Origin of the sequence: Hydrogenophaga sp. ANAO-22, assembly GCF_042466645.1 — a bacterium.
Classification (GTDB): Bacteria; Pseudomonadota; Gammaproteobacteria; order Burkholderiales; family Burkholderiaceae_C; genus Hydrogenophaga.
On sequence record NZ_CP159956.1, the window covers coordinates 5,594,771 to 5,619,261 of the forward strand.

29 protein-coding genes and 1 tRNA gene are annotated in these 24,491 nt (G+C 64.5%); 13 read left to right on the top strand and 17 right to left on the bottom strand.

Going from position 1 to position 24,491, the window contains the following annotated elements; translation table 11 throughout:
- Positions 1-3: 3 nt before the first annotated feature.
- A complete protein-coding gene (locus tag ABSY19_RS27175; protein ID WP_382157507.1) occupies positions 4-945 on the bottom strand; it encodes a FecR domain-containing protein in 942 nt (313 codons plus the stop codon).
- A 199-nt stretch (positions 946-1,144) separates the two neighbouring features.
- Between ABSY19_RS27175 and ABSY19_RS27180 the strand changes: the two genes are divergently transcribed.
- Positions 1,145-1,861 (top strand): (2Fe-2S)-binding protein, encoded by a 717-nt coding sequence (locus ABSY19_RS27180; RefSeq protein ID WP_382157509.1) that lies wholly within the window; start codon positions 1,145-1,147, stop codon positions 1,859-1,861.
- Positions 1,862-1,864: 3 nt separating this feature from the next.
- On the opposite strand, the gene ABSY19_RS27185 is transcribed toward ABSY19_RS27180, so the two are convergent.
- From ABSY19_RS27185 to lptF, 5 genes are read right to left on the bottom strand one after another with little or no spacing between them, the layout of a single operon-like run.
- Complete coding sequence (locus ABSY19_RS27185; RefSeq protein WP_382157511.1) at positions 1,865-3,043, bottom strand: pyridoxal phosphate-dependent aminotransferase; 1,179 nt, start codon at positions 3,041-3,043, stop codon at positions 1,865-1,867.
- A 4-nt stretch (positions 3,044-3,047) separates the two neighbouring features.
- Positions 3,048-3,992 (bottom strand): CysB family HTH-type transcriptional regulator, encoded by a 945-nt coding sequence (locus tag ABSY19_RS27190; protein ID WP_204734862.1) that lies wholly within the window; start codon positions 3,990-3,992, stop codon positions 3,048-3,050.
- On the bottom strand, positions 3,989-4,354 hold the full coding sequence (locus ABSY19_RS27195) for a sirohydrochlorin chelatase (protein ID WP_382157513.1): 366 nt from the start codon (positions 4,352-4,354) through the stop codon (positions 3,989-3,991). Before ABSY19_RS27195 ends, ABSY19_RS27190 begins: the two co-directional genes overlap by 4 nt.
- Positions 4,355-4,359: 5 nt before the next feature.
- Positions 4,360-5,478 carry an LPS export ABC transporter permease LptG gene (lptG, locus tag ABSY19_RS27200; protein WP_382157515.1) on the bottom strand — a complete coding sequence of 373 codons (1,119 nt, stop codon included), beginning with the start codon at positions 5,476-5,478 and terminating at the stop codon, positions 4,360-4,362.
- Positions 5,475-6,596 (bottom strand): LPS export ABC transporter permease LptF, encoded by a 1,122-nt coding sequence (gene lptF, locus ABSY19_RS27205; protein WP_382157517.1) that lies wholly within the window; start codon positions 6,594-6,596, stop codon positions 5,475-5,477. Before lptF ends, lptG begins: the two co-directional genes overlap by 4 nt.
- Positions 6,597-6,621: 25 nt before the next feature.
- Here lptF and ABSY19_RS27210 point away from each other — a divergent pair, with 25 nt between their 5' ends.
- From ABSY19_RS27210 to ABSY19_RS27235, 6 genes are all read left to right on the top strand, one after another.
- Positions 6,622-8,112 carry a leucyl aminopeptidase gene (locus tag ABSY19_RS27210; RefSeq protein WP_382157519.1) on the top strand — a complete coding sequence of 497 codons (1,491 nt, stop codon included), beginning with the start codon at positions 6,622-6,624 and terminating at the stop codon, positions 8,110-8,112.
- 14 nt (positions 8,113-8,126) lie between these two features.
- Positions 8,127-8,561 carry a DNA polymerase III subunit chi gene (locus tag ABSY19_RS27215; protein ID WP_382157521.1) on the top strand — a complete coding sequence of 145 codons (435 nt, stop codon included), beginning with the start codon at positions 8,127-8,129 and terminating at the stop codon, positions 8,559-8,561.
- Positions 8,562-8,761: 200 nt separating this feature from the next.
- Positions 8,762-9,946, top strand: coding sequence for a branched-chain amino acid ABC transporter substrate-binding protein (locus ABSY19_RS27220; protein WP_382157523.1), 1,185 nt, complete (start codon positions 8,762-8,764; stop codon positions 9,944-9,946).
- 212 nt (positions 9,947-10,158) lie between these two features.
- Complete coding sequence (locus tag ABSY19_RS27225; RefSeq protein ID WP_382157525.1) at positions 10,159-10,425, top strand: hypothetical protein; 267 nt, start codon at positions 10,159-10,161, stop codon at positions 10,423-10,425.
- A 56-nt stretch (positions 10,426-10,481) separates the two neighbouring features.
- Positions 10,482-10,931 (top strand): hemerythrin domain-containing protein, encoded by a 450-nt coding sequence (locus tag ABSY19_RS27230; RefSeq protein WP_382157527.1) that lies wholly within the window; start codon positions 10,482-10,484, stop codon positions 10,929-10,931.
- A 64-nt stretch (positions 10,932-10,995) separates the two neighbouring features.
- Positions 10,996-12,228 carry an MFS transporter gene (locus tag ABSY19_RS27235; protein ID WP_382157529.1) on the top strand — a complete coding sequence of 411 codons (1,233 nt, stop codon included), beginning with the start codon at positions 10,996-10,998 and terminating at the stop codon, positions 12,226-12,228.
- Between the two features lie 7 nt (positions 12,229-12,235).
- Here the strand turns inward: ABSY19_RS27235 and ABSY19_RS27240 are convergent, their stop codons facing one another.
- The 4 genes from ABSY19_RS27240 to ABSY19_RS27255 form a co-directional block, all read right to left on the bottom strand.
- Positions 12,236-12,583, bottom strand: coding sequence for a hypothetical protein (locus tag ABSY19_RS27240; protein WP_382157531.1), 348 nt, complete (start codon positions 12,581-12,583; stop codon positions 12,236-12,238).
- The gene (locus tag ABSY19_RS27245) at positions 12,580-13,272 is read right to left on the bottom strand and encodes a hypothetical protein (RefSeq protein WP_382157533.1); all 693 of its coding nucleotides are present in this window, start codon (positions 13,270-13,272) and stop codon (positions 12,580-12,582) included. The genes ABSY19_RS27240 and ABSY19_RS27245 overlap by 4 nt, the downstream gene beginning before the upstream one ends.
- Positions 13,273-13,283: 11 nt before the next feature.
- Positions 13,284-13,421, bottom strand: coding sequence for a hypothetical protein (locus tag ABSY19_RS27250; protein ID WP_382157535.1), 138 nt, complete (start codon positions 13,419-13,421; stop codon positions 13,284-13,286).
- 136 nt (positions 13,422-13,557) lie between these two features.
- Complete coding sequence (locus ABSY19_RS27255) at positions 13,558-13,749, bottom strand: hypothetical protein (RefSeq protein ID WP_382157537.1); 192 nt, start codon at positions 13,747-13,749, stop codon at positions 13,558-13,560.
- Between the two features lie 112 nt (positions 13,750-13,861).
- Here ABSY19_RS27255 and ABSY19_RS27260 point away from each other — a divergent pair, with 112 nt between their 5' ends.
- Together ABSY19_RS27260 and ABSY19_RS27265 are read left to right on the top strand one after the other, a co-directional pair.
- Positions 13,862-14,209: a hypothetical protein gene (locus ABSY19_RS27260; protein WP_382157539.1), complete on the top strand. Its 348-nt coding sequence runs from the start codon at positions 13,862-13,864 to the stop codon at positions 14,207-14,209.
- 199 nt (positions 14,210-14,408) lie between these two features.
- A complete protein-coding gene (locus ABSY19_RS27265; RefSeq protein ID WP_382157541.1) occupies positions 14,409-14,633 on the top strand; it encodes a hypothetical protein in 225 nt (74 codons plus the stop codon).
- A 651-nt stretch (positions 14,634-15,284) separates the two neighbouring features.
- Here the strand turns inward: ABSY19_RS27265 and ABSY19_RS27270 are convergent.
- Positions 15,285-15,854 carry a hypothetical protein gene (locus ABSY19_RS27270; protein WP_382157543.1) on the bottom strand — a complete coding sequence of 190 codons (570 nt, stop codon included), beginning with the start codon at positions 15,852-15,854 and terminating at the stop codon, positions 15,285-15,287.
- A gap of 308 nt (positions 15,855-16,162) precedes the next feature.
- Here ABSY19_RS27270 and ABSY19_RS27275 point away from each other — a divergent pair, with 308 nt between their 5' ends.
- The 3 genes from ABSY19_RS27275 (at position 16,163) to ABSY19_RS27285 (ending at position 18,438) form a co-directional block, all read left to right on the top strand.
- Positions 16,163-16,513 (top strand): transposase, encoded by a 351-nt coding sequence (locus tag ABSY19_RS27275; RefSeq protein ID WP_382155579.1) that lies wholly within the window; start codon positions 16,163-16,165, stop codon positions 16,511-16,513.
- A complete protein-coding gene (tnpB, locus tag ABSY19_RS27280) occupies positions 16,510-16,842 on the top strand; it encodes an IS66 family insertion sequence element accessory protein TnpB (protein WP_382155582.1) in 333 nt (110 codons plus the stop codon). Before ABSY19_RS27275 ends, tnpB begins: the two co-directional genes overlap by 4 nt.
- Before the next feature lie 81 nt (positions 16,843-16,923).
- Positions 16,924-18,438, top strand: a complete 1,515-nt coding sequence (locus ABSY19_RS27285; protein ID WP_382163701.1) for an IS66 family transposase — start codon at positions 16,924-16,926, stop codon at positions 18,436-18,438.
- A 57-nt stretch (positions 18,439-18,495) separates the two neighbouring features.
- On the opposite strand, the gene ABSY19_RS27290 is transcribed toward ABSY19_RS27285, so the two are convergent.
- The 6 genes from ABSY19_RS27290 to ABSY19_RS27315 form a co-directional block, all read right to left on the bottom strand.
- Positions 18,496-19,257 carry a hypothetical protein gene (locus tag ABSY19_RS27290; protein ID WP_382157545.1) on the bottom strand — a complete coding sequence of 254 codons (762 nt, stop codon included), beginning with the start codon at positions 19,255-19,257 and terminating at the stop codon, positions 18,496-18,498.
- 194 nt (positions 19,258-19,451) lie between these two features.
- The gene (locus ABSY19_RS27295) at positions 19,452-19,910 is read right to left on the bottom strand and encodes a hypothetical protein (protein WP_382157547.1); all 459 of its coding nucleotides are present in this window, start codon (positions 19,908-19,910) and stop codon (positions 19,452-19,454) included.
- A gap of 127 nt (positions 19,911-20,037) precedes the next feature.
- Positions 20,038-20,127 (bottom strand) — tRNA-Ser (locus ABSY19_RS27300).
- Positions 20,128-20,159: 32 nt separating this feature from the next.
- On the bottom strand, positions 20,160-20,552 hold the full coding sequence (locus ABSY19_RS27305) for a DUF2237 family protein (RefSeq protein ID WP_382157549.1): 393 nt from the start codon (positions 20,550-20,552) through the stop codon (positions 20,160-20,162).
- Positions 20,553-20,584: 32 nt separating this feature from the next.
- Complete coding sequence (locus ABSY19_RS27310; RefSeq protein WP_382157551.1) at positions 20,585-21,502, bottom strand: SPFH domain-containing protein; 918 nt, start codon at positions 21,500-21,502, stop codon at positions 20,585-20,587.
- 59 nt (positions 21,503-21,561) lie between these two features.
- Positions 21,562-21,987: an NfeD family protein gene (locus ABSY19_RS27315; RefSeq protein ID WP_291115730.1), complete on the bottom strand. Its 426-nt coding sequence runs from the start codon at positions 21,985-21,987 to the stop codon at positions 21,562-21,564.
- Positions 21,988-22,208: 221 nt separating this feature from the next.
- Here ABSY19_RS27315 and ABSY19_RS27320 point away from each other — a divergent pair, with 221 nt between their 5' ends.
- On the top strand, positions 22,209-24,485 hold the full coding sequence (locus ABSY19_RS27320; protein WP_382157553.1) for an Orn/Lys/Arg decarboxylase N-terminal domain-containing protein: 2,277 nt from the start codon (positions 22,209-22,211) through the stop codon (positions 24,483-24,485).
- Positions 24,486-24,491: the final 6 nt, after the last annotated feature.

Here is a 24,491-nt window from a genome sequence, read left to right on the forward strand (position 1 = left end):
GGCTCAGTTCGCGGTGAGCGCCACGCGGCCTTCGCTCACGCCCAGGGCGGCGTCGGCGCGCAGCCGCTGCAAGACGGCTTCGGCGTCGTCGCGCGTGGCCAACTGGTTGATGCGCACCTCGTGGCGCCCATCCTTGGCCAGGGTTTGAGCCGGGTAGCCCGCGGTCTGCAGCCGGGTGCGCAGCGCGGCGGCATCGGTAGCGCTGCTGAAGGTGGCCGCCACGGTGCGCCAGCGCCCGCCTTGCAGCAGCACACCGCTGCCGGGCTGCATTTCGGCCTGGCCGATGAATTTGGCCAGCTGGGCCGGCGTGGCCTGGTCGGCCGGTTTTTCCGGCTGGCCGGTGAACACCACCCAGAACGCCCCGGGTTTGTCGAGTTCGATGCCCGGCTTGGCCTCGCGCACCACCTCGACCTTGCCCTCGAACACGCACACGGCGTCGTGGGCCGCATCGGTCATGGTCCAGAAGTCGGTGCCGCGGATGCCCACCGTGGCCGTGGCCAGCTCGACGTTGAGTTCGCGCTTGTTGCCCAGGGCCTTGCTGGTGTAGTCGGTGGCGTAGCGGAACACGCCGCTCACGAGTTTGAAGGCGCTCTTCTGCTCGCTGGGCGCGGTGGCGCTGCTGCGGCTGGTGTCCAGCGACTGGATCAGGAACTCGGTCTGCTCCCCCAGCTTGATGGTGCTGCGGTCGTCCATGCGCAGCAGCATGCGCGAGCCGTTGGCGGTGATGGCCTTGTCGTTGGCGCGCAGTTGGGCCCCGGGCTCGGCCGGGCGGCGCTGGCCGTTGCGCTCCACCCAGGCGGGCAGTTGAACGGCTTCGACCACGGTCGTGCTGGGCGTGGCGTGGGCCGGGCTGCTCAAGCCCCAGGCGACAGCGGCGCAGGCCTGCCAAAGCACCGCACGGCGGCTCAGGTTCTTGAGGCGATGGAAAGGGAGGAGGGAGGTCACGGGGAAAGGTCCTTCAGCGATGCGCGAAAAAAAAGCCTGTCCGACAGGCCGCTCGGTGTCCCAAGTTACGTCCATATCGGCGTGCCGGATGCACTTCTTGACGCCGGCATGTGAGAAAAACACGGGTTGACACCGGCGGATGCATGCGTTTCACTGCCCCAAGGTGGCCGGCGCAACGGCCTTTCATTGGAGATGGGCGATGGATCGACGCGAATTCGTGGAAGTGTGCGCGCTCGGCGGTGGCTCGCTGGCGGCGGCGTTGGCGCAGACCGCCTGGGCCGCGGATGCCAGACCACGTTCGTACGGCCGGGTTCAATTGCTCGACGATGTGGGCAAACCGCTCAAGGCGTCGAACCTGAAACCGCAGACCAACTACGTTTTCCACTACCCCTTCGAAGCGACACCGGTGTTCCTGCTCGACCTGGGCAAACCGGCGGCGGCGACCCAGCTGCAGACCCGCGATAAGCAGAGCTACCAGTGGCCGGGGGGCATCGGCCCGCGCAGGAGCCTGGTCGCGTTCTCGGCCATCTGCGCGCACAAGCTGGTGTACCCGACCAAGGAGCTGAGCTTCATCAGCTTCCGCAAGGGCGCGGCCACGAATCCGCAGACGCCGAGCAAGGGCAACGACCTGATCCACTGCTGCGCCGACCACAGCCAGTACGACCCGGCGCGTGGTGCCCAGGTGCTCAACGGCCCGGCCGAGCAACCCCTGTGCGCGGTGCTGATCGAGCACGATGCGAAGAGTGACACGCTCACCGCCACCGGCACTCTGGGTGGCGAACTGTTCGACGACTTCTTCAAGAAGTACGAGATGAAGCTCAGCCTGGAGGTGGGGCCGAACGCGAAGCAGGCCGTGGCCCGCCAGGCCACGGTGGTCGAACTGGAGCGCTACTGCCGCAACCCCGTGCGGTGCTGAGCCTTACAGGCGCGCCAGGCGTGCAAGGGCTTCGCGCAAGGTGTCGTCCTTCTTCGCGAAGCAGAAACGCACCACGCGCTGGTCGAAACCGTCGCCATAGAAGGCCGAAAGCGGGATGGCGGCCACGCCGATCTCCTTCGTGAGCCACTGGCAGAAGTCACCCTCGGGCAGGTCGCGCTCGGGCACGGCCAGGGCCGAAATGTCCACGCACTGGAAGTAGGTGCCTTCACCAGGCAACAGGCGAAAGCGCGTGGCGGCCAGGCCTTCGCGGAACAGGTCGCGCTTGCGCTGGTAGAACGCGGCCAGCTGCAGGTAGGGCGCCGGGTTGCCCATGTAGGTGGCCAGCGCGTGCTGCACCGGGGTGTTCACCGTGAACACGTTGAACTGGTGCACCTTGCGGAACTCGGCCGTGAACGCGGCCGGCGCCACCACCGTGCCGACCTTCCAGCCGGTCACATGGTAGGTCTTGCCGAAGCTGCTGACGATGAAGGCGCGCGCGGCCAGGCCGGGGAAGCGCGCCGCGCTCTGGTGCGCCTGGCCATCGAACACCATGTGCTCGTACACCTCGTCGCTGATCAGCAGCACGTCGGTGGGCGCGAGCAGCGCCTGCAGGCGCAGCATGTCGGCCTCGCTCCAGACCATGCCGCTGGGGTTGTGCGGGCTGTTGATGATCAGGGCGCGCGTGCGCGGCGTGATGGCGGCGGCGATGCGGTCGAAGTCGGGCCGGAAGGTGCCGGGCGTGAGCGGCACGCGCACCGCGACGCCGCCGGCGAGCTCGATGTTGGGCACGTAGCTGTCGTAGCAGGGTTCGAGCACGATCACTTCGTCGCCGGGCTGCACCACGGCGAGGATGGCGGTCAGGATGGCCTGCGTGGCGCCCGCCGTCACGGTGATCTCGGTGGCCGGGTCGCAGGCCAGGCCGTAGAGGGCCTGCATCTTGGCGGCCATGGCCTGGCGCAGCGCGAGCGCGCCGGGCATGGGCGGGTACTGGTTGTGGCCGGCCTGCATGGCCCGCGTGACCGCTTCCACCAGGGCCGGGTCGCAGTCGAAATCGGGGAAGCCCTGGCCCAGGTTCACCGCGCCGTGCTCGGCGGCGAGCGAGGACATGACGGTGAAGATGGTGGTGCCGACCTTGGGCAGGCGGGAGGCGAGGGCGGGGGTGCGGGGCGGTAGGGAACTCATGGGGTCACAACTCGTAGTCGTCCGGGGTGCCGCTCATGGCGCGCAGGATGAGGTCGCGCGAGAGGCGGTCGCTCAGCAGCTCGGCGAAGCGCAGCACGAAGTGGCGCAGGTAGGTGCCGCGTTTGAAGGCCACGCGCGCGAGGTTGTGGCCAAACAGCTGCGCGGCGGGGCGGGCCACCAGGTCGGGGGTCTGGTTCTCGCCCTGCATGGCCATCTCGGCCACGATGCCCACGCCCATGCCCAGCTTCACATAGGTCTTGATCACGTCCGAGTCGATCGCCTCGAGCACGATGTTGGGCTGCAGGTGGCGCAGGGCGAAGGCCTGGTCGATCCGGGTGCGGCCGGTGAAGCTGGGGTGGTAGGTCACCAGCGGCACCTGGGCCAGGTCGTCGAGCGTGATGCGCTCGCGCTCCAGCAAGGGGTGGTCGAACGGCAGCACCAGCACGTGCTGCCACTCGTAGCAGGGCAGCGTGACCAGCTCGGGGTAGTTCACCAGCGATTCGGTGGCCATGCCGATCTCGGCCACTTCCTCCATCAGCATCTTGGCCACCTGGTCGGGCGAGCCCTGGTGCAGGCTGATGCCGACCTTGGGGTAGGCCTGGCGCAGCGCGGCCACGGGCCCGGGCAGCACGTAGCGCGCCTGGGTGTGGGTGGTGGCGATGGACAGCGTACCGCTGTCCTGGGCCGAGTACTGCTCGCCGATGCGCTTGAGGTTGTTGACCTCGCGCAGGATGATGTCGATGCTCTTGAGCACCTGCTGGCCCGGCTCGGTCACGCGCTTGATGCGCTTGCCGTGGCGCGCGAAGATCTCGATGCCGAGCTCGTCTTCCAGCTCGATGATGGCCTTGGAGACGCCGGGCTGCGAGGTGTGCAGGGCCTTGGCGGCCTCGGTGAGGTTCAGGTTGCGGCGCACCGCCTCCTGCACGAAACGGAACTGGTGCAGGTTCATGCGGCGGTCTCCAGCGCGATTTGGGCGAGCAGGGCGGTCAGGCGAGGGTCTTCGCCAGCGGCGGGCAATTGTTCGAAGGTCACGGCGGGGTGTGTGGCGGCCAGCTGGGCCATCAGCACCGGCAGGTCTTCACGGGCGTGCTTGCCCATGCCGAAGAAGAGGGGCAGCACCCGCACCCGCGTCACACCCTGGGCCACCAGCTGGCGCGCCGCCGTGGCGATGTCGGGCTCGCTGAGTTCGAGGTAGGCGCAGGACACCACGGCCGAAGCGTCGCGGCGCGCGATCTGCTGCGCCACCGACTCGACCGGCTGGCGCCACAGGGGGTCGCGCGACCCATGGGCGAAAACGATCACACCGAGCATGGCCGCTACCTCCGAAGCACCAGCCACCCGAAGGCGCCGAGCGAGAACACGGAGTAGATCAGGGCCGGCGAGGCCGCGGCCAGCCAGGGCTGCCACTGGTTGAGGTTGCCGATGTAGCCGAACACGTTGTTCAGCAGGAAGAAGCTGATGCCGATCATCACGCCGCCGAAGACGTAGCCGGTGATGCTGCCCGAGCGGAAGTGCAGGTAGGCGAAGGGCAGCGCGAGCACCACCATCACCAGACAGCTCAAGGGGTAGAACACCTTGCGCCAGAACTCGATCTCGTAGCGCTGGGCCGTCTGACCGTTGGCCTCCAGGTGGCGGATGTAGCCGAACAGGTCGGCCGTGCGCATGCGCTCGGGCTTGAGCAGCGCCACCGACACCATCTCGGCGTTGATGCCGCTGGGCCAGCGCAGGGTCTCGAGCGCTTCGCGCTGGATGCGGCCGGAGGCCTGCCCGGCGGTGTCGAATTCGCGGCGCTGCACCTGCCGCAGGGTCCAGGAGTCGTCCACCTCGATCTGCCCGGTCTGGGCGTGCAGCGTGGAGACCAGGAAGCCCTGGTTGTTGAACTCGAAGATGCGCACATTGCCCAATTCGCCTTGCGGCGACATGGAGCCCACATTGACCGAGAAGTTGCTGTAGGGCTGCTTTTCCTTGAGCCAGGCGCCGGTCTGGCCCAGGCTGATGTTGCCTTGGTAACGCGCCTTGAGCAGCTGGGCCGTCTTGTCCGAAAGCGGCGCCAGGTAGTCGCCGATGGCGAAGGTGAGCACCACGAACACCGCGCCCAGGCCCAGCAGCATTCGCAGTGCCCGCCACGGGCCCAGGCCGCTGGTGCGCAGGATGGTGTATTCCGAGCCCTGCGCCAGGCGCGCGAGCACGAAGACGGAGCCGATCAACACGGCAATCGGCAGCAGCTCGTAGATCCGGCTGGGCATGAGCAACCCCACGTAGAGCAGGGCATGCGGCACTTCGTAGACCAGCGAGGGGTCGAGCGCCGAGGGCTTGCCCAGCGCGGGCAACTCGTCGACGAAGTCGAAGAAGAAGAACAGCGAGAGGAAAGCCAGCAGCACGAAGGTCACGGCCGCGAACACTTCGCCATAGATGAGACGGCGGATGGTTTTCATGCGCCCGCTCCCACGGCGGCGCTGCGCGCCGTGCGCCGCGCGCTGAGCCAGCCGCGCACGCTCAGGTTGTAGTGGCGTTTGAAGAACCACAGCACGGTCAGCACGAACACGCCGCCATGCAGGCCGACCATGTAGCCGCCCAGGCTGAAGAGGCCGCTGGCCACCCAGCTCTGGCCCAGGTTGAGCAGGTTGTAATAGAACACGAAGGCGAACAGGGTGAAGAACAGGTTGCCGCCGCGACCGGCGCGCGGGTTGCCGGTGGTGGTGGCCACGGCGATCAGCACGAAGTTCATGGCGGTCAAGGCCATGCCGATGCGCCAGCCCAGCTCGCCGAGGTTGGCGCGGGTGGGGTCGCGGATCAGGTCCCAGCTGTTGCGGGCCTTGAGGGCTTCGCCGCGCTGGCTGATGGCGGAGGAGCCGATCTGGGTGCCGTACTCCTCGAATTCGCTCACCTTCAGGCTGCTCTGGTCGGCCGGCGTCTCCAGGCGCTGACCGTTGTTGAGCATCAGGATCTGCTGCTCGTTGAGCCACTCGATGCGGCCCGAACGCGCCGAGGTCACGGTCTCGCGGCCGTCGTTTTCGGTGCTGGAGATGAAGATGTTGCGGCCCTCGGTGCCGTCCGCCGTGTCCTTGTCGATGAAGAACACGCGACGCCCGCTCGACGACTCCTGGAACTGCCCGGGCGCCACGCGCTCCAGGTCACCCCGGCGCTCGAAGCGGTCGCGCAACTGGTCGGTCTGTGCATTGGCCCAGGGCCAGACGAAGAACACCATCAGCGTGATGACCACCAGGATCGGCCACGAGAAGCGCATCACCGGTCGCAGAAAGCCCCCGAGCGAGCGGCCGCTGGAGAACCAGATGATCATTTCGCTGTCGCGGTACATGCGCGAGAGCGTGAAGACGATGGCGATGAAGAGCGCCAGCGTGAGGATGGTGGGCATGCGGCCGATGACGGTGTAGCCCAGCACCAGCGCGATCTCCTGCGGGTCGACGCTGCCTTTCGAGGCCAGGCCCAGCGTGCGGATCAGCAGCATCGTCAACACGATGGTGAACAGCACCACCAGCGTGGCCCCGAAGCTGCGTGCCAGCTCTTTGCGGATGGAAGAATGGAATAACATCGATCGAGAACAGGAAAACACGATTATGGACTTCGAACTCAAATCCCTTTCGCCCACCCAGGCCGCCCAACTGAGCGCCGACGCGCTGCTGGTGCTGGTGCCCGACACCGCGGCCCCCGGCAAGGCCGCCGGCGGCGCCCTGCAGGAGCTCGTGGCCAGCGCCACGAAACTGGGCGACCTGGACGCGGGTGTGGCCAAGCAACTGGCCTGCTACCGCCCTGTGGGCATCAAGGCCCCGCGGGTGGTGCTGGTGCGGGTGGGCGACGGTTCGGCCGCCTCGGTGCGCAAGGCCGTGGGCGCGGGCATGGGCTCGCTCAAGCAGCCCGGCATCAAGAAGCTGGGCCTGGTGCTCAGCCTGTTCGATGCGAACGACGACGCCGTGCGCGCCGCCGTGCAGACCTGTGCGGACGCGACCTACACCTACACCACCACCAAGCCCTCGGCCAAGGCCCGCACGGTGCAACAGGTGGTCGTGGGTGTGGAGAACGCGGCGGCCGTGCGCGGTGGTTTCGAGACCGGCCGCGCGCTGGTGACCGGGGTGGAGTTCGCCAAGGAATGGGCCAACCGCCCGGCCAACCACGCCACGCCCACCATGTTGGCCGAGGCGGCCCGCAAGCTGGGCCGCAAGCCCGGCCTCAAGGTGGATGTGCTCGGCCCGAAGCAGGTCGAAGCCCTGGGCATGGGCTCCTTTCTCGCCGTGGCCAAGGGCTCGGCCGAACCGCTGCGCTTCATCGTGCTGCACTACAACGGTGCGGCCAAGACCAGCGCCCCCGTGGTGCTGGTGGGCAAAGGCATCACCTTCGACACCGGCGGCATCTCCATCAAGCCGGCGGCGGAGATGGACGAAATGAAGTTCGACATGGGCGGCGCGGCCAGCGTGCTCGGCACCTTCGCCGCCCTGGCCGAGCTCAAGCCCGCCATCAACGTGGTGGGCCTCATCCCCAGCTGCGAGAACATGCCCGATGGCATGGCCGTGAAACCGGGCGACGTGGTTACCAGCATGAGCGGGCAGACCATCGAGATCCTCAACACCGATGCGGAAGGCCGCCTGATCCTGTGCGATGCGCTCACCTACGCCGCGCGTTTCAAGCCCCACAGCGTGATCGACATCGCCACCCTCACCGGTGCCTGCGTGATCGCCCTCGGGGGCGTGCGCTCGGGGCTGTTCTCGACCCGCGACGACCTGGCCCAGGCCTTGCAGAAGGCCGGCGACACCGCGCAGGACCTGTGCTGGCGCCTGCCGCTGGACGATGAGTACGCCGAAGGCCTCAAATCGAACTTCGCCGACATGGGCAACGTGGCCGGGCGCGCGGGTGGCGCCATCACCGCCGCCAAGTTCCTGCAGAAATTCACCGCCGAGCTGCCCTGGGCCCACCTGGACATCGCCGGCACCGCGTGGAAGAGCGGGGCGGCCAAGGGCTCCACGGGGCGGCCGGTGCCGCTGCTGTTGCAGTACCTGATCGACCAGGCCGCGGCGGTGGCGCCGAAGAAGGCCCCCAGAACCCGCAAGGCCTGAACACGGCGCGCAGCATGACCGAGGTGGCCTTCCATTTCAACGCACCCGACAAGCTGGGTTACGCCTGTCGCCTGCTGCGCAAGGCCTACCTGCGTGGCGCGCGGGTGATGGTGCTCGTGGAAGAGCGGGAGCGGGCGGCGCTGGATGTGGCGCTCTGGACCATGGCCAACGGCGAGTTCATCCCCCACAGCGGGCCGATGGACCCCGCGCATGTGAGGTCCCGCTCGCCCATCCACCTCGCCAGCGAGGTCTCGGCCGCCAACGGGGCCACGGTGCTGGTGAACCTGCGCCTGGGCATGCCGGCCGGCTACGAAGGCTTTGCGCGCGTCATCGAGGTGGTGACCGGGGATCAGGAAGACCGCGGACACGCGCGCGACCGCTGGAAGCTTTACAAGGCACAGGGCATCGAGCCCCAGCGGCACGATCTCCAGCTGGCGCCCCAGGACTGACGCCCGCGCACCTGCGCCAGAGCAGCATGCGCCGGCCTTATGGGCCATTCAACGGCGTGATGCGACTTTGGGAAAACCCTCGTTCCTTCCCACAGGCGCTGCGCGATGCGAAATCCGCTGGTTTTTTGGAGTATCTTTATGGGCGTGGAGAAAAAAAGTTCCCTCCGCATTCCAACTTCCATCCTTTTCCGAGGAAAACCATGCAACTGAACACCAAACTGGCCGTCATCGCGGCGGCTGTCGCACTTGCCGCTTGCGGCAAAAAAGAAGAGGCCGCACCCGCAGCCGCTCCTGCCGCTGCCCCCGCTGCCGCCGCTCAGGTCATCAAGATCGGTCACGTTGGTCCCACCAGCGGCGCCATCGCCCACCTCGGCAAGGACAACGAGAACGGCGCCCGCATGGCGATCGAGGAGCTCAACGCCGCTGGCCTGACCATCGGTGGCAACCCGGTCAAGTTCGAACTGCTGGCGGAAGACGACGCAGCGGATCCGAAGCAAGGCACCGCCGCCGCCACCAAGCTGGTGGATGCCAAGGTCGCTGGCGTGATCGGCCACCTGAACTCCGGCACGACCATCCCGGCCTCGCAGATCTACAACGACGCTGGCATTCCCCAGATCTCCCCCTCCGCCACCAACCCCAAGTACACCCGCCAGGGTTACGCTGGCGCGTTCCGCGTGGTGGCTGACGACGTGCACCTGGGTGGCACGCTGGGCAAGTACGCCGTGGAATCGCTCAAGGCCAAGAGCGTGGCCGTGATCGACGACCGCACCGCGTACGGCCAGGGTGTGGCCGACGAGTTCGAAAAGGGCGTGGCTGCTGCGGGCGGCAAGGTGGTGGGCCGTGAGTTCACCAACGACAAGGCGACCGACTTCAACGCCATCCTGACCACCCTGAAGGCCAAGAAGCCCGACGTGGTGTTCTTCGGCGGCATGGACGCCGTGGCCGGCCCGATGCTCAAGCAGATGAAGCAGCTCGGCATCAACGCCAAGTTCATGGGTGGCGACGGCATCTGCTCGACCGAGCTGCCGAAGCTGGCCGCCGACGGCCTGGCCGACGACCAGGTGTTCTGCGCTGAAGCCGGTGGTGTGGAAGGCGAACAGAAGGAAGGCATGGAGAAGTTCCGCGCCGACTTCAAGGCCAAGTTCAACGCCGACGTGCAGGTCTATGCCCCGTACGTGTACGACGCCACGAAGGTGCTGGTCAACGCCATGGTCACCGCCGGCTCGGCCGACCCCAAGGTCTACCTGCCCGCGCTCAAGGCCACCAACTACAAGGGCGTGACCGGCAACATCGCCTTCGACGAAAAGGGCGACATCAAGAACGGTGCCCTGACGCTCATGACCTACAAGGGCGGCAACCGCACCACCCTGGCCGTGATCCGCTGATCGGCCAGTTCCCCGGACGGGACGGCCTCTCAGGAGGCCTCCTGTAACAAAAAAGCCACCGCACGCGGTGGCTTTTTTTCGTCTGGATCCGGCGTGGGTGCAGTCCTACAGGGACGGGGGGCTTCAGCCGACACTCGGACCACTGAAGGATTTTTAGACTGGTTGTGCGTGGCGATCCTGCCCGCAACCCATTTCTTTTCTGGAGATTTCGCATGAGCAACCAAGGCAAGTCCAACCAGCAGCAACAGCAGAACCCGAACCAGCAACAGCCTGGCAGCCAGAACAACCCCAATCAGCAGCAACAGCAGCCGAACCCCAATCAGCAGCAACCCGGCAGCCAGAACAAGCCGGGCCAGCAGCAGCAGGCACAACCCGGCCGCGATGACAACCGCAAGTCGCCGCAGCAAGGCAGCAACCAGGCGGACAACAACGATCCGTCGCGCAAGCAACAAGGCGGCAACAACCCGCAACGCGGTTGATCGGCTGAGACGAGGAATGCCCGGCCCCGGCCGGGTTTTTTATGCAGGAGATCCCCATGGACAACATCTACGAAGCCCTCCGTGAAAGCCACGAGACGCAGCGCACGCTGTGCCGGCGGCTGGTGCGCACCAAGCCCGAGGATCCCCGCGCCCAAGAGATTTTCAAGGCGCTGCGCATCGAACTCGCGGCCCACGCGGCCGCCGAAGAGCGCTATCTGTACGCCCAGATCCTGTTTGACGACATGGGGCTGGACTCGTCGCGCCACGCCTTGCACGAGCACCACGAGATCGATGAATGCGTCGAGGCCCTGGAAGACGCTCGAAACAAGCCCGAGGCCTGGCCGGAGCTGGCGAAGAAGCTGTCGCACGAAGTGCACCACCACCTGCGGGAAGAAGAGCGCAAGTTCTTCCAGCTCTCCGGCAAGATCTTGAGCGCCAGGCAAAAAGTCAGCCTGGCCTCGCAGTACCGGTCCGACCTCGACCGGATGCGCGACGTGGTGGCCTGAACTGATCCCGTAGGGTAAAACCCCTGGCCTGCGTGGGATGCTGCGTTGCAGCAAGATCGCGGGAATGTCCGCCACTTCCTCTCTGGCCCCCACGGGCGACGCCGCCACCCATCCTGCTTTCCGCGCCACCGTCTGGGCCCTTGGGCTTGGCGGTTTTGCCATTGGCACAGGCGAATTCGTCATCATGGGCCTGCTGCCCGAAGTGGCCACCACGCTGCAGGTCAGCATCCCCCAGGCCGGCCATGTGATCAGCGCCTACGCCCTGGGCGTGGTCGTCGGGGCGCCTTTGCTGGCCGTCCTCACCGCCCATTGGCCCCGGCGCCTGCTGCTCGTCGTGCTGATGGTGCTGTTCGCCCTCGGCAACCTGGCCAGCGCGGCGGCGCCCGGTTACTGGAGCTTGAACCTGCTGCGCTTCATGGCGGGCATGCCGCACGGCACCTATTTCGGTGTGGCCTCCCTCGTCGCCGCCTCGCTGGTGCCGCCGGGGCGCCGGGCCCAGGCCGTGGGCCTGATGATGCTGGGCCTGACCGGCGCCACGCTCATCGGCGTGCCCGTGGCGGCCTGGCTGGGTCAGCACTGGGGCTGGCGCAGCGCCTTTGTGCTGGTGGGCGTGATCGCCTTGCTGGCCAGCGTGATGATCCACCGCGCGCTGCCGAACCTGCCGGCGCCCGAAGGGGCGAGCCCCTTGCGGGAGCTGGCTGCGCTGAGCAACCCCCAGGTCTGGCTCACGCTGGGCATCGGTGCCATCGGCTTTGGCGGCATGTTCGCGGTGTTCAGCTACATCAAGCCGACGCTGATCGAAGTGACCGGCCTCTCGCTCGGCGCCATACCCCTGGTGCTCGCGCTGTTCGGCGTCGGCATGATCGCCGGCAACCTCGTGGGCGCGCGACTGGCCGACAAGGCCTTGCTGCCCACCATCGGCGGCACCCTGGTGTGGTCGGCGCTGGTGCTGCTGCTCATGCTCGTGACCGCGCCTTACGCCGCCGCCGTGTCGCTCAACGTGCTGCTGGTGGGCACCGTGGTGGCGCTGGCACCGGCGCTGCAGATCCGCCTGATGGATGTGGCCGGTGAAGCGCAAGCATTGGCCGCCGCGCTCAACCACTCCGCCTTCAACCTCGCCAACGCCCTGGGCGCGTGGCTGGGCGGGCTGGCGATTGCCGGCGGCCTGGGCTGGACATCGACAGGCTGGGTGGGCGCGTTGCTCGCCGTGGGCGGGCTGGTGGTGTTTGCCGCCTCGATCTGGCAACAGCGGCGCGGCGGCAAGCCACGCCTGCCCGTGGCGGCCTCGCAGGCCTGACCCGCCCCTAGGCCGGGTTCTGCTCCAGCACGCCGCACGCCGGGTCACGTTTCGGTCTGTCCTTCCCGGTGGATCGGGTCAGACCGTCGTCGTCGTCCTTCAGGGGCTCCAGGTCTTCGTCCTCGAAAACGCAGTACATCGATGGCGGCAGCGGCTCCATGGTGTCCGCGTCTCGAATGTGAAGAGGACCGCCCAGCGAGATGGTTTTCCATGGAAAGAGACCCGCGACCCACCGCCCTGAACCACCCCACTCCTCGCTGGGAAAATGCGGGCCGACGACCAGGACGATGGCGCCCTTGTTCCTGCTTTCGCCAATCACTCTGGCGCGCTGCCCCGGTTTGCAGCGGCGGCTCATGGCGCTTCTCCCGCGAGGATGGATGCATCGGGTGTGCTGAGCTTGTCGAGCTGGGCGTAGAAGGAAGGATCGGCCGCGCGGATGACCGCCCGGTGCGCCTCCACGATCTGCGCATGCCGCTCGGCGTCAAAGATCACCTCGCCCTGCACCAGCGCTTCGACGATCGCGTCCACCGCCATCAAGGCGGACTCCTTCGCCTCGGTGCTGAACCTGTAGCCGTGCCAGCTCTTCTCCTCATCCAGACGCCTGAGGAAAACGATGTCCGCTAACTCGCGGATGCTGGAGGCGGCTTCACACACGAACTGCCGCTCTGAGCCGGGCATCCGCTCGAGTTCGCGCCTGGCGAGTTCGGCCTTGCATCTGGCGACGCTCCGCGCCTGCTCCATGCGGCGGTTCTCGCGGGCCTCAGCCCGGCGCTTCAAAAGTTCGCCACGCGGCAGGCCGACACACACCAACCATGGCATGTCGGCATCGTTGCGTTGGCACACGCGAAGGTAGGTCTCATCCATCCGACAGCGGCGAGACATCACCACGCCGCCCAGGTAGGACACGCTCCGTTTGCCCTCAGGCGGGAACTGCTCGGGCTTGACCAGGCCGGCCGCCATCAGGTCCTCGGCCTTGCCGATGTACACGTCGAAATTTGTCTCCTTGATCTTCTGGATGGAGGAGGGGAGTTGGCTGACTGACATGTCGCACCCCCTCACAGCGCCGCAGGGGCGGCTTTGCGAATGGGGTCGCGGCGGATGCAGCGCGCGGGGCGGGCGCGACGGATGCGCGCTGCGCGGGCTTGGGCAATGTCGACGACATTGCTCGCGGTCTTAGAATCGGTCTTAGCCATGATGTGCGGTCCTTCGTAGGTGTTGCACGTTGTGGTTAGAACGGCTGCAGGGTTGCCCCCCTGTGGCCGTTCGCTTTTGTGCCGCTGATCGGCTTCTCCTGACAAATCAGGGAAAGCCTCGCCCAGCGGCGCGGCGCTATTCCTTCGGCTCCTTGGCCTTGTCGATCCTCTCGCGCACCCACGGCGCGCCGCCCAGTTTGGCTAGCTTGGCGCGCTGCACATCGGACATCTTGATAGTGACCGGCCGCATCGCGTCGCTGGTTTCTTTGGGCTTGCGGCCGCTGCCTTCGCGTGCGCCACCTCTACCGCTTGATTTGCTACTTTCCATTTGATTTATGGTATTCCCAAAAATCAAATTATGCAAGAGTTTTCACGAGGGATAACCATGGCCCGATGGGCGGCCAACACCCTCTACGATGCTGGCTTGACTAGGAGACCACATGCATCCGCTTCTTGACGAGCTTCGCGATCTTGATGTTCGAGCTAACGCGCTTTGGAAGCTCGGCGTAGAGGATGGTCGTAGAGGCCACGAGCAGGCCCGTGAGGAGTACAAGGCCATCAAGGAACATCTTGCATTGCGCCTCAAGGAGTTCGAGCGCCGTGAAGCTGCACATTTGGATCTTTGGATCTCGTCGACCTTCTCGGGAACGCTCCGCAAAGCGCACATTGCGATGCGCTCGCCTACCAACACCAGCCCGAGCAATGACCGCTGGCGTAGCTCCGTGTACGACCTTTGCCATGAAATCGGGTATGGCTTGGCCAGTCTGTCGAAGGGGCTGAGCCAATAGGCCTCCGATGTCTGGTCGGGAGACTTCCTCCAATTGAGGAAGTCTCCTCAGGCTGATGGAGCCTCGTTTTTCTATAAACGCTAGGGAGGTGGCACTGCCAAAACCGCCAAAAGCCTCACGCATTTTTCATGTAGACCCCGGGTAGACACTGCCAAAACTGACGAAATGGCTAGGATGGCGATTTAACAAGGAGGTGGGTATGGAAGCGCTTGGTGCCGGCGTGGTCATTGCGATTAGCTTGTTGTGCCTTTTGATTGCGATCCTCTGGATCTTGATGCCCTTCGCGATCTTCGGCACCAAGGATCTGTTGCGTGAGTTGATCCGCGAGCAGAGGAAGACCAACGAGATTCTGATTGCCGAGGCCAGGCGAGTAAGGGCGAGGGATGGCTACAAGCCCGACGAGGAAATGAGCGCCACGCGCTGAGCGCCATGAGCGACAAGCGATACAGCTTGGCCTGACGTCACGGTTCCCAATCTAGCAGCGTTATGCATGTACCCATCGTGGGCCGTCTATCGCGACGACGGTAGCCGAGACACAAAGACCGCGACTTCGATCAAATGGCCCGGGTACCGTGGTTCGCATCGATGGCCGCCCACCGTCAGGAGGTCGCGCGTGTATGGCATGGAGTTGATAGTTGCTGAGCACCCGCAGCGCGGTGACTCGCACAATAGTAAGAGTCCGCTATACCTGTTCTAAGCCAGACCAGTATCTACCCGCCGACTTCGTCACCAGAATCGAGTTGCGCTTCCCGACGCGATTTGCTGCGCCTTGGACGGCTTGGCGCACTGTTTCCCCATCCTCAACCCCTGAGCATGTGTACTCAGCAGGTGGCATCTTGTAGCGCCTACCGTCGCCCCCCTGAATGACATCCACTACTCCAATCGCTGCCAAATGCGCTGCGAGATTTTGGTAGTCTTGCCAAGTCGCGTTGTCGTGGAGGACCACCCGTACCGTGAAATCAGCCATATCACTTTCCCCTTGGTACTTCACAGAAAGCCGAATGAAGCGACGGCGCGGCTCGTAGCGAGCGCCGTTGGAGCTGACCAGCCAGCTCGGCAGAGAGTTGCAAAAGTTCTATCCAGGCGTGTGGACACGTTCGCCAATGTAGAAAAGCCCCCACATCGTTATGAATGTCATGTGCGCTACTGCAAACAGATAAGCGAACACAAATACGAGTCGAAACCAGTGCCGGCTTTCAGTCACTAGTAGGTCAGCGCTCGCGGCTCCCGCGCTTAAGACTGCGATCGAAAAGAGGGTAAAAAGGAAACTGAAAACCGTTAGATAGGCGAACATCGAACAAAGGAATCGTCGACGAGTCGCTAGAACCTTTGTTGACGTTCCGTTGTATTTCACGGTGATTTCTGGAGGTTTGCCGGGCATGATCTCATCCATGCCGGCATTGTTGAAGGTGGCCATTGCGGCCAAGGCTGCAAGGTAAAAGCCGGTTAATGTCTGGATGAATCCCAGCAGCAAGTTCACCAGCCCCGTGTCCCCAAGGAGTTGCACTTGCACACCCGGCCACTTCCCGAGAAGTATGCACGCTATGGCGAACACGCCCGGGAATACCCAGTTCACAAAAACTGGCAAGCTGGACTCGTGGCGTATGGTCAGGTAGCCAAAAGGTCGCAGAAGATCGCCGAACATCTGAGCGCTCCCTATGAATAGTTAATCACAGCAGTCGCATCATCCCTTGGATAATCGTGGAGTTGAGTGTCGTTTGCTGGGACTCGACGTCAGTCGCAAACTCCAAGACTTCTCGATGAGTGAATGCCGCGTCTAGGTCAGCTGAGCTAAGCGTGGCCGTAGCAAGGTCGCCTGCCTTGTTCTTGTACTTCACCCGCACCTTGTCATATTGATACACGGGGGTTCCGTAAGCGCGCGGCCATCCCACCCTTGAAGGGATCGGTCTAAGCGGCAACGATGGTGTCCACCAAGCGAAATAGGTGGACACCATGAATGAAGCCAAGAAGAAGACTCGCCGGCGGTACGACGCCGAGCTCAAGCAGCAGATCCTTGCCGAGTGCGCCAAGCCAGGCGCTTCGGTGGCCAGCATTGCCCTGTCGCACGGCATCAACGCCAATGTCGTGCACAAGTGGCGCCGCGAAGCGGGTGGCGCGCTGCCTGCACTCCAGGCTCCCGCATTCGTTCCAGTGCCGCTGCCGCCAGCGGCATGTTCACCAAGGCCTGCACTTGCACCAGACATCCGCGTCGAGCTGCGCCGTGGCGCCACCAGCGTCTCGGTGACCTGGCCCTTGGATGCGGCCGATCAGTGCGCCGTGTGGATGCGAGAGCTGATCAAGTGATCCGGGTTGATGCGCTGTGGCTTGCCACCGAGCCGCTGGACATGCGAGCAGGCACCGAGACGGCGCTGGCCCGCGTGGTGTCGGTCTTCGGCGCAGCGCGCCCGCACCACGCCTACCTGTTCGCCAATCGGCGCGCCAACCGCATGAAGGTGCTGGTGCACGACGGCATCGGTGTGTGGCTGGCAGCGCGTCGCCTGAACAGCGGCAAGTTCGTCTGGCCGCGTGATGCGGCCAGCACCGCCTCGCTTAGCCGCGCCCAGTTCGATGCGCTGGTGCTGGGCCTGCCCTGGCAGCGCCTGGCTGACGGCGGTGTCATCACCGTGGTCTGACTCTGAAGCGCTGACCGGCGCTTGCCAATTGGGGCATGCGCCAATGGTGCGCACATTCCAGTGCTGGCACAGTGGATGCCCATGGTGGTCGAGCCTCAATCCCTGCAGAGCCTGAGCGCAGAAGAGCTGCGTGAGCTGACCACGCGCCTCATGACGCAGCTGCGCCACCAGAGCGCGTTGCTGGACAAACTCACGCACGAGAACGCGCTCTTGAAGCGCATGAAATTCGCCGCCCAGTCCGAACGCTTCAACCCCGAGCAGAAGAGCCTGCTCGAAGACGAGATCGAGGCCGATCTGGCGGCCGTGGCCACGGAGATCGATGCGCTGCAGGAAGCGCAGGCACCCGCCAAGGTTGAAGAGAAGAAGGTTCCCAAGCGCGCGCCGCTGCCAGCCAACCTGCCGCGGCGCGAGATCCGCCACGAGCCCGACTCGACCACCTGTGCCTGCGGTTGCCAGATGAAGCGCGTGGGCGAGGACGTGGCCGAGAAGCTGGACTATGTGCCTGGCGTCTTCAGCGTCGAGCGCCACATCCGTGGCAAGTGGGCTTGTGCGAAGTGCGAGACGCTCACCCAAGTCCCCGTCGATCCGCACATCATCGACAAGGGCATCCCCACCACCGGGCTGCTGGCGCAGGTGCTGGTGGCCAAGTACGCGGATCACCTTCCGCTGTACCGCCAGGAAGCGATCTTTGGTCGAGCTGGTCTCGCGATCCCGCGTTCCACGCTCGCTCAGTGGGTGGGCGCCTGTGGCGTGCAGTTGCAGCCACTGGTGGATGCCATGAGAAACGAGCTGCTGCAGCACCGCGTGCTGCATGCCGATGAGACGCCGGTGTCCATGCTCAAGCCGGGCAACGGAAAGACGCACCGGGCCTACCTCTGGGCCTATGCCACGGGTGCCTTCGAGAACACCAAGGTGGTCGTCTACGACTTCTGCGAATCACGCTCGGGCGAACACGCCCGGCGCTTCCTGGGTGACTGGAGAGGCAGCCTCACCTGTGACGACTTCAGCGGCTACAAGGCCTTGATCGCCAGTGGGGTGACCGAGGTCGGCTGCCTGGCGCACGCGCGGCGCAAGTTCTTCGATCTGCACGCGGCCAATCAAAGCCAGATCGCCGAGTTCGCGCTGCAGCAGTTCGCGCGGGTCTACGAGATCGAGCGCGAGGTCAAGGCGCTCAGTGCCGAGCAGCGCCAAGCCATCCGGCAACTACAAACGAAGCCGCTGCTCGATGCCTTGCACCAGTGGATGCTGCTGCAACGTCAGAAGGTGCCTGAGGGAACAGCTAGCGCCAAGGCGCTGGACTACAGTTTGCGGCGCTGGGAGGCACTGACCCGGTTCGCGGATGACGGGCAACTGCCCGTGGACAACAACTGGATCGAGAACCAGATCCGGCCCATTGCCATTGGCCGTAACAACTGGCTCTTCGCTGGCAGCCTGCGCGCTGGCCAGCGGGCGGCAGCCGTCATGAGCCTGATCCAGTCAGCGCGAATGAATGGCCACGACCCGTATGCCTACCTGCGCGATGTGATGGCACGCCTGCCTATGCAGCGCGCCAGCCAGATCGGCGAGCTGCTGCCACATCGCTGGCAGCCAGCCTGACAAAGCAATCTCAAAAACACGACCGCGCCATGCGGTCAAGATGGGATGGCCGCGCGCTTACGGGGTTCCTGCAAAGAAGCGCTTGATGTCGCGCACCAATGTAGCGGCAGTCACGGAATGAGGATTTGCTGCTGTAACGGTTATGGTCTGCTGCGTTACCTGAAGGTTTCCACCTGAATCGAAGCCTGAGTACTCGTGAGCGACCAACTCCATTGAGGAGAAGCTCCCGTTCTTCAGCGCCTGATCAAGGACTTGGCCTTTGTGCGCAAAGCAGTCAAAGCTGTAGTGAACGCGGTACTTTTTGCTAACTCCCTTGCGGTCTTTTTCCCCGGAAGGATGGTCGAAAAGCAGCAGATCTGAGTTCTTGGTGTCGCCCAGCACTAGTCGAGCGGCTTCGCGAAAAAGCTTCTCAAGAGTGTCAGAAGATATGCCCGAGCCCATGGTGAGCAGAACCATGGCGCGTCGCCCATCCGCGTCAGGCTTAATCACAACATGCGCGGAAAGCTCTATGCCCTCAACGCGCGTTTTGCCGGCACGGCGTGCAACGCGTGTCTTCAAATCTCTAAAGGTGACATCAGAGACATTCGCGTCGGCTCTATTGATCAATACGCAAAAAGCGCCTGAACTGATGTCGTGGTGCCAATCGGAGATCTCTACAGTCAGCCGGTTACTCTCAGTCAGCCTAGCGCCAACAATGGCACTCCTCTTGACTCGCTCAAGCAGCGCGGTGATTGTTCCGCCCGATGGATTAGAGATCCCCTCAGCTCTCGTGCCAGTGGCCAGCACTACGTCATAGAAATGTACGGTCCGATGCCGCATGTCCATCATCTTCGCCCCCCTCAATGTTTTGAATGCTATGAGCTGGATGTATAGCTCATCGGTAGCATTCTCTTACATGTTGATGGTGGTGCAAGCGCTAAGGACGTGAATGTTTCCTCACTTGCAAGAAGTTAAGCATGGTGGCCTATATGGCATGTAGGCCCTTATGTAGGAGCAAAAATGACAACGGGGCGCTAGGCGTCGGCGTACTGGCGGAAGATCAGCGAGCTCCTGCAGCGAGGGCAGTTCAACGAGCGTTGTCGCATATCCTCATGTTGCACCTGCAGAATGGACTTAAAGCCCTCGCCAAAGCAATGGGCACATAGCTTTACAGCGTCGTTGAGCCTATCACTGCGGCCTACCTCCGTGAAGGCAACTATTCCTTCTGCAACCTTGGTGCGTTCGTACTTTGCTACTTCAGCCTTCCAGTCTTCTTTTACCGCCATTCCCGCTTCAAGCTCCTGTACGCGCCTAGTAAGCTTCGTGTTTTCCTCCATCGCTTGAAGCGCCGCCCCCTGCGTCTCCATCAGACGTTTTTGGATCTCATACAATGCCGCGGCCATCGTGGCTTGATCAATCACTCCCTTTCCTGCCTTGACTAGGTCCAGCGCTGTCTTTAGCGCGGTCATGCCGCCTTGTATTTCTGCGTACATCTGGGCTCCTCACGTGTAGTGCGAGAAATGTACCTTGAGGACGCTGATTTCAGGGATTCTGCGGTTGCGGGGTTTTTGTGGGAACAGGAATGAAAAACGGGCCCGAAGGCCCGTTTTTTTACTATCGTGGCGGAGAGGGCGGGATTCGAACCCGCGGTGGGGATTAGCCCACACACGCTTTCCAGGCGTGCGACTTAAACCACTCATCCACCTCTCCGCGAAGCCTGCGATTGTAGCAGGCGATTTCGCTCATCCCGCCGGGCTTCCATCCGCCGTCTTGTGCCAGGCGTGTTGCTGCAGCACTTCCAGCGACACGTGTTCCAGCGCCGCCGCGTGCGTGCTGTCCAGCACCACGGGCGGGGCGACGCCCGCGCGCAGGGCTTCCAGCCAGCGCTGCACGCAGAGGCACCAGCGGTCGCCGGGCTTGAGGCCGGCGAAGCGCCATTGCGGGCGTGGGGTGCTCAGGTCGTTGCCGTGCTCTCGCGAGAAGTCCAGAAACGCCGCCGTGACACGGGCGCACACCACGTGCGTGCAGTGGTCTTCGGCATCGGTCTCGCAGCAGCCGTCGCGGTAGAAGCCGGTGAGCGGGTCGTAGGAGCAGGGCACCAGCGGACCGCCCAGCACATTGCGCGACAAGGTCATGGTGGCGGCTCCGTGGTGAGGCTGGCGTTGCGTCAGGCGTTGGTCTTGCCCACGCCGACCATCTTCATGGCCGAGGTGATCAGCGCCGAGACCTCGGTCATGTTGCTGGGCACGATGAGCGTGGTGGTGGCGTCGGCGGCGACCTTGCCGTAGGCCTCCACGGCTTTCTCGGCCACCTTGAGCTGCACGGCTTCCTGGCCACCCGGCTGGCGGATGGCTTCGGCCACCTTGCGAATGGCTTCGGCGTTGGCTTCGGCCACCGCGAGGATGGCGGCGGCTTCACCTTGCGCGTTGTTGATCTCGGCCTGCTTTTCGCCTTCGGAGCGGGCAATGAAGGCTTCGCGCTCGCCGGTGGCGATGTTGATCTGTTCCTGGCGGCGGCCTTCGGATGCCGCGATCAGGGCGCGCTTCTCGCGCTCGGCGGTGATCTGCGACTGCATGGCGCGCAGGATGGCCTCGGGCGGCGTGAGGTCCTTGATTTCGTAGCGCAGCACCTTCACGCCCCAGTTCAGCGCGGCTTCGTCGATGGCCGAGACCACCTGCGCGTTGATCATGTCGCGCTCTTCGAAGGTCTTGTCGAGTTCCAGCTTGCCGATGACCGAGCGCAGCGAGGTCTGGGCCAGCTGGGTCACGGCCACGATGTAGTTGGACGAGCCGTAGCTCGCGCGCATCGGGTCGGTGACCTGGAAGTACAGGATGCCGTCCACTTGCAGTTGGGTGTTGTCGCGCGTGATGCAGACCTGGCTGGGCACGTCCAGCGGAATTTCCTTCAGGCTGTGCTTGTAGGCCACCTTGTCGATGAAGGGCACCAGGAAGTTCAGGCCCGGCGCGAGCGAGGCGTGGTACTTGCCCAGGCGCTCCACCACCCACGCGTTCTGCTGCGGCACGACCTTGATGGACCGTGTGATGAAGATGACGGCGATGATGAAGAGGAGGATGGCAATTTCCATGGCAATGGCTTCTCAGAAAGGTTTCAGGAGGGGCGAGGGTAGCGCATGCGTGTTCGCGCTCAGACCTTGTCGACCAGCAGGCGGTTGCCCACGAGCTCGGCCACGCGGTAGGCGCCTGGGGTGGGCGGGTTGCCCGGGCGCTGGATCACGGTCCATTGCGCGCCACGGTATTTCACGCTCGCGGTGCCGTCGGCGTGCCATTCGTCGATCTGCAGCACCTCGCCGATGTCGAGGTTGACGCTGCGCATGGCGCGCACCGAGGGGTCGCCGGCACCGCGTTTCTTGATGAAGTACCAGCCCACCACGGCGGCCGAACCCACCACCGCCGCCGCGATGAGCTGCGCGGTGGTGCCCAGGCCGGCGTGTGCCGCGAGCGCGCCCGCGGCCAGGCCCACGGCGAGCATCAGCAGGTAAAAGGTGCCTGTGAAAAGCTCCAGCGCGACGGCGGCGCCGGCCAGCAGCCACCACACGGTTGAGTCCGACATGAATACTCCTGTCTTCAGAATGCCAAGGGAACCCGGGCGCGGCCCAAGGGTCTGGCCAGAAGGAATGTCTGGCTTGCGCCACATTCTGCGACAAAAGGCCGGCGCGTTCCGCAGGGAGACACGCGATTTCCGTACACTTCGCGCCTGCTTTGCCACCGTTGGGGTCCCCGCCGATGGTGCCCTTCCCCCGTAGCCGGCTGAACACGGCTGGAGAATCTCACATGAAATTCCGCTTTCCCATCGTCATCATCGATGAGGACTTCCGCTCGGAGAACACTTCGGGCCTGGGCATCCGCGCGCTGGCACAGGCCATCGAAGTCGAAGGCTTCGAGGTGGTGGGCGTGACGAGCTATGGCGACATGAGCCAGTTCGCACAGCAGCAGAGCCGGGCGAGTGCCTTCATCCTGTCGATCGACGACGAGGAGTTCAGCCACGGCGATGACATCGACCCCGTGGTGCTGAACCTGCGCAGCTTCATCGACGAGGTGCGCCGCAAGAACGCCGACGTGCCGATCTACATCTACGGCGAGACCAAGACCAGCCGGCACCTGCCCAACGACGTGCTGCGCGAGCTGCATGGCTTCATCCACATGTTCGAGGACACGCCGGAGTTCGTGGCGCGCCACATCATCCGCGAGGCCAAGAGCTACCTCGAAGGCATCCAGCCGCCGTTCTTCAAGGCTTTGCTGGACTACGCGGAAGACGGTTCCTATTCGTGGCACTGCCCGGGGCACTCGGGTGGCGTGGCCTTCCTGAAGAGCCCCGTGGGCCAGATGTTCCACCAGTTCTTCGGCGAGAACATGCTGCGCGCCGACGTGTGCAACGCGGTGGAAGAGCTGGGCCAGTTGCTGGACCACAACGGCGCGATCGGCGCGAGCGAGCGCAATGCGGCGCGCATCTTCAACGCCGACCATTGCTTCTTCGTCACCAACGGCACGTCCACCTCCAACAAGATGGTGTGGCACCACACGGTGGCGCCGGGCGACGTGGTGGTGGTGGACCGCAATTGCCACAAGTCCATCCTGCACAGCATCATCATGACGGGCGCGATCCCCGTCTTCCTCAAGCCCACGCGCAACCACTACGGCATCATCGGCCCGATCCCGCAGAGCGAGTTCGAGATCGAGGCGATCCAGGCCAAGATCCGCGCCAATCCGCTGCTGGCCGGCGTGGACGCCGCCACCGTGAAGCCGCGCGTGCTCACGCTGACGCAATCCACCTACGACGGCGTGCTCTACAACACCGAGGCCATCAAGCAGATGCTGGATGGCTACGTGGCCAACCTGCATTTCGACGAAGCCTGGCTGCCGCACGCGGCCTTCCACCCGTTCTACGGCAACTTCCACGCCATGGGCAAGAAGCGCGCGCGGCCGATGGAGTCGGTGGTGTACGCGACGCAGTCCATTCACAAGCTGCTCGCCGGCATCAGCCAGGCCAGCCATGTGCTGGTGCAGGACTCGCAGAACGTCAAGCTGGACCGCCACCTCTTCAACGAGGCTTACCTGATGCACACCAGCACCAGCCCGCAGTACGCGATCATCGCGAGCTGTGACGTGGCCGCGGCCATGATGGAGCCGCCCGGCGGCCGTGCGCTGGTGGAAGAGAGCATCTTCGAAGCGCTCGATTTCCGCCGCGCCATGCGCAAGGTGGAAGCCGAGTTCGGCGAGGACGACTGGTGGTTCAAGGTCTGGGGACCGGACGACCTGGCCGACGAAGGCATGGGCGAGACCGGCGACTGGGTGCTCAAGCAGAAGGACGTGTCTTTCAGCGAGAAGGACTGGCACGGCTTCGGCGACATGGCGCCTGGCTTCAACATGCTGGACCCGATCAAGGCGACCATCGTCACCCCGGGCCTGAACCTGGACGGCCGTTTCGAAACCAACGGCATTCCGGCGTCCATCGTCACCAAGTTCCTGGCCGAGCACGGCGTGGTGGTGGAGAAGACGGGCCTGTACAGCTTCTTCATCATGTTCACCATCGGCATCACCAAGGGCCGCTGGAACACGCTGCTGACGGCGCTGCAGCAGTTCAAGGACGACTACGCCAAGAACCAGCCGATGTGGCGCATCCTGCCGGAGTTCTGCCAGAAGCACCCGCGCTACGAGCAGATGGGCCTGCGCGACCTGTGCCAGCACGTGCACGAGCTGTATGCCCGCTACGACATCGCGCGCCTCACGACCGAGATGTACCTGAGCGACCTGACGCCGGCGATGAAGCCCACCGATGCCTTCGCGCACATCGCGCAACGCACCACCGAGCGGGTGCCGATCGACGCGCTGGAAGGCCGCATCACCACCAGCCTGGTGACGCCGTACCCGCCCGGCATCCCGCTGCTGATCCCGGGTGAGGTGTTCAACAAGAAGATCGTGGACTACCTGAAGTTCGCGCGCGAGTTCAACCTGCAGTGCCCGGGCTTCGAGACCGACATCCACGGCCTGGTGGAAGTGGTGGGCGACGACGGCCGCAAGAGCTATTTCGCGGACTGCGTGAAGGCCTGAGGCCCG

Bases quoted from the DNA above. Each gene is read 5' to 3' on its own strand.
- ABSY19_RS27180 (WP_382157509.1), top strand. From the start codon at position 1,145: ATGGATCGACGCGAATTCGTGGAAGTGTGCGCGCTCGGCGGTGGCTCG.
- ABSY19_RS27185 (WP_382157511.1), bottom strand. From the start codon at position 3,043: ATGAGTTCCCTACCGCCCCGCACCCCCGCCCTCGCCTCCCGCCTGCCC.
- ABSY19_RS27190 (WP_204734862.1), bottom strand. From the start codon at position 3,992: ATGAACCTGCACCAGTTCCGTTTCGTGCAGGAGGCGGTGCGCCGCAAC.
- ABSY19_RS27195 (WP_382157513.1), bottom strand. From the start codon at position 4,354: ATGCTCGGTGTGATCGTTTTCGCCCATGGGTCGCGCGACCCCCTGTGG.
- lptG (WP_382157515.1), bottom strand. From the start codon at position 5,478: ATGAAAACCATCCGCCGTCTCATCTATGGCGAAGTGTTCGCGGCCGTG.
- lptF (WP_382157517.1), bottom strand. From the start codon at position 6,596: ATGTTATTCCATTCTTCCATCCGCAAAGAGCTGGCACGCAGCTTCGGG.
- ABSY19_RS27210 (WP_382157519.1), top strand. From the start codon at position 6,622: ATGGACTTCGAACTCAAATCCCTTTCGCCCACCCAGGCCGCCCAACTG.
- ABSY19_RS27215 (WP_382157521.1), top strand. From the start codon at position 8,127: ATGACCGAGGTGGCCTTCCATTTCAACGCACCCGACAAGCTGGGTTAC.
- ABSY19_RS27220 (WP_382157523.1), top strand. From the start codon at position 8,762: ATGCAACTGAACACCAAACTGGCCGTCATCGCGGCGGCTGTCGCACTT.
- ABSY19_RS27225 (WP_382157525.1), top strand. From the start codon at position 10,159: ATGAGCAACCAAGGCAAGTCCAACCAGCAGCAACAGCAGAACCCGAAC.
- ABSY19_RS27230 (WP_382157527.1), top strand. From the start codon at position 10,482: ATGGACAACATCTACGAAGCCCTCCGTGAAAGCCACGAGACGCAGCGC.
- ABSY19_RS27235 (WP_382157529.1), top strand. From the start codon at position 10,996: ATGTCCGCCACTTCCTCTCTGGCCCCCACGGGCGACGCCGCCACCCAT.
- ABSY19_RS27240 (WP_382157531.1), bottom strand. From the start codon at position 12,583: ATGAGCCGCCGCTGCAAACCGGGGCAGCGCGCCAGAGTGATTGGCGAA.
- ABSY19_RS27245 (WP_382157533.1), bottom strand. From the start codon at position 13,272: ATGTCAGTCAGCCAACTCCCCTCCTCCATCCAGAAGATCAAGGAGACA.
- ABSY19_RS27250 (WP_382157535.1), bottom strand. From the start codon at position 13,421: ATGGCTAAGACCGATTCTAAGACCGCGAGCAATGTCGTCGACATTGCC.
- ABSY19_RS27255 (WP_382157537.1), bottom strand. From the start codon at position 13,749: ATGGAAAGTAGCAAATCAAGCGGTAGAGGTGGCGCACGCGAAGGCAGC.
- ABSY19_RS27260 (WP_382157539.1), top strand. From the start codon at position 13,862: ATGCATCCGCTTCTTGACGAGCTTCGCGATCTTGATGTTCGAGCTAAC.
- ABSY19_RS27265 (WP_382157541.1), top strand. From the start codon at position 14,409: ATGGAAGCGCTTGGTGCCGGCGTGGTCATTGCGATTAGCTTGTTGTGC.
- ABSY19_RS27270 (WP_382157543.1), bottom strand. From the start codon at position 15,854: ATGTTCGGCGATCTTCTGCGACCTTTTGGCTACCTGACCATACGCCAC.
- ABSY19_RS27275 (WP_382155579.1), top strand. From the start codon at position 16,163: ATGAATGAAGCCAAGAAGAAGACTCGCCGGCGGTACGACGCCGAGCTC.
- ABSY19_RS27285 (WP_382163701.1), top strand. From the start codon at position 16,924: ATGGTGGTCGAGCCTCAATCCCTGCAGAGCCTGAGCGCAGAAGAGCTG.
- ABSY19_RS27290 (WP_382157545.1), bottom strand. From the start codon at position 19,257: ATGCGGCATCGGACCGTACATTTCTATGACGTAGTGCTGGCCACTGGC.
- ABSY19_RS27295 (WP_382157547.1), bottom strand. From the start codon at position 19,910: ATGTACGCAGAAATACAAGGCGGCATGACCGCGCTAAAGACAGCGCTG.
- ABSY19_RS27305 (WP_382157549.1), bottom strand. From the start codon at position 20,552: ATGACCTTGTCGCGCAATGTGCTGGGCGGTCCGCTGGTGCCCTGCTCC.
- ABSY19_RS27310 (WP_382157551.1), bottom strand. From the start codon at position 21,502: ATGGAAATTGCCATCCTCCTCTTCATCATCGCCGTCATCTTCATCACA.
- ABSY19_RS27315 (WP_291115730.1), bottom strand. From the start codon at position 21,987: ATGTCGGACTCAACCGTGTGGTGGCTGCTGGCCGGCGCCGCCGTCGCG.
- ABSY19_RS27320 (WP_382157553.1), top strand. From the start codon at position 22,209: ATGAAATTCCGCTTTCCCATCGTCATCATCGATGAGGACTTCCGCTCG.